This window comes from Paenibacillus solanacearum (genome assembly GCF_910593845.1).
GTDB lineage: Bacteria > Bacillota > Bacilli > Paenibacillales > NBRC-103111 > Paenibacillus_G > Paenibacillus_G solanacearum.
This window is the reverse complement of the sequence record NZ_CAJVAS010000102.1, coordinates 1-1,808: the sequence shown is the minus strand read 5'-3', so window position 1 is coordinate 1,808 and position 1,808 is coordinate 1. Positions and strand designations below refer to the sequence as shown.

1 protein-coding gene is annotated in these 1,808 nt (G+C 51.2%); it reads left to right on the top strand.

The window, feature by feature from the left end; genetic code table 11:
- Nucleotides 1-112 precede the first annotated feature (112 nt).
- Nucleotides 113-1,408: an IS110 family RNA-guided transposase gene (locus KXG62_RS33740; protein ID WP_218096386.1), complete on the top strand. Its 1,296-nt coding sequence runs from the start codon at nucleotides 113-115 to the stop codon at nucleotides 1,406-1,408.
- Nucleotides 1,409-1,808: the final 400 nt, after the last annotated feature.

Here is a 1,808-nt window from a genome sequence, read left to right as displayed (position 1 = left end):
AGGAGCCATTCCTGTAATGAAGTAATTTGAGCTTTGAACGCAAAAAGCCCCTCTTGTATACTGGGAAACGTTCCGGCAAGAACAAAACCCACATACGAAAGAGGCGCTCAAAATGAAGTATAAGCTTAAGCAGAAGCAGATTCAACGGATTACACGAATTACCGAATCCACGTTGGTCGTTGGAGCAGATATCGCAAAGAAAGACCATGTGGCTCGTTCGGTAGATTTTCGCGGCATTGAGCTTGGAAAGGAATGTACGTTTCACAACGATGCAGCAGGGCTGACGAAACTAGCAGCGTGGATGAAGGAGCTTGGGCAGCGGTATGCGAAGACGGAGATCGTCTTTGGCATCGAACCCACCGGACACTACTGGTTCCCGTTAGCGGCGTTTCTGGAGGAGCAAGGCATCCAAATTGTCGTCGTAAATCCGCACCACGTTAACAAAAGCAAGGAACTTGAGGATAACTCGCAAACGAAAAGCGATTACAAGGACGCGAAAGTGATCGCCGATCTCATTCGCAACGGGAAGTATTCTGAACCGAATCTACCGGCAAAGGAATACGCAGATCTACGGGTCCTGATGAATCTCCGCGAGAAGGTGTCGGCAAGCCTCATGCAAGTGAAAGGTCGAATCGGGAATTGGTTCGATCGGTTTTTTCCGGAGTACATGAGCGTCTTCAAGGACTGGGACGGGAAAGCTTCGCTCATGACGATGAGAGAGTTTCCGCTGCCCGCTGAGATCGTCGCAAAGGGGGCCAGGGGCGTGCTGGAACGCTGGAAGATAGAAGTGAAGCGCGGCGTGGGAATACGGCGAGCGGAGAAGCTCTTCGCTACCGCCTCTACCTCGATTGGGCTAACGGAAGGCGTATTAGCAGCCCGAGTGGAACTGACCGCGTTACTGCAGCAATTCGATCTGTTCCGTGAACAACTGGAAACGATCATGGCCCAGGTGATGCAGATTCTGGAGAGCATTCCCGGAACTGCTCAGATGCTGACGGTGCCGGGCGTCGGAGTGGTAACGGTAGCGGGGTTTCTGGCCGAAGTCGGGGATCTCAGCAAATACGACCATGGTCAACAGATCATTCGTCTGGCGGGCCTGAACCTGAAAGAGAACAGCTCAGGCAAGCGAAAGGGCAAAACAGGGATCAGCAAGCGCGGGCGCTCACGCCTCCGAGCCCTGCTGTTCCGGGCAGTCTTGCCGATGGTGGCTAAAAATGCCGCATTCAAGGCGTTACATCAGCACTACACAACAAGAAGCCAGAACCCACTGAAGAAGAAACAATCCCTTATTGCGTTATGCGGAAAGCTGGTCCGAGTCTTCTTTACATTGGGGACAAAACAGAAAGAGTATTGCGCAAGTGATGTGATTGGGCCGGTTCGTCAGGCTCAGATGCAAATGTCGGCTTGACCAAAGCAAAGACCCTGTAATCCTCAGCATTCTCGCAATTCAACTAAGACAATGGAAGCACTGGAGCAGCCGAAGTACTACATTCCATAAGGGCTACGACCCCGTAAAGGAGCAAGAATCGGCATCCATCCCCTTGAGAGGCAGAACGAAGGAATGTAAGGGCATAGACCCAGCGTGACATGGGAGGGTAAGCCCCGAGGGGGAATATGGATATCCACCTGTGCGATCATAAACTATTTCACAAGTTTTGGAATCCGACATCCTAAGCTCTGTTCCCGCCTACGCTCTGATCGAAAATCGATGCATAGGATACATTCTCCACGACTGCCGCTTAAGCGTCAAAGTTGAAATACTGAGATTTAGTGAGAAAACAGGAGAAAACATTACTTTATAGTGGGAG

Coding starts and splice junctions, on each gene's coding strand:
- KXG62_RS33740 (WP_218096386.1), top strand. CDS start 113: ATGAAGTATAAGCTTAAGCAGAAGCAGATTCAACGGATTACACGAATT.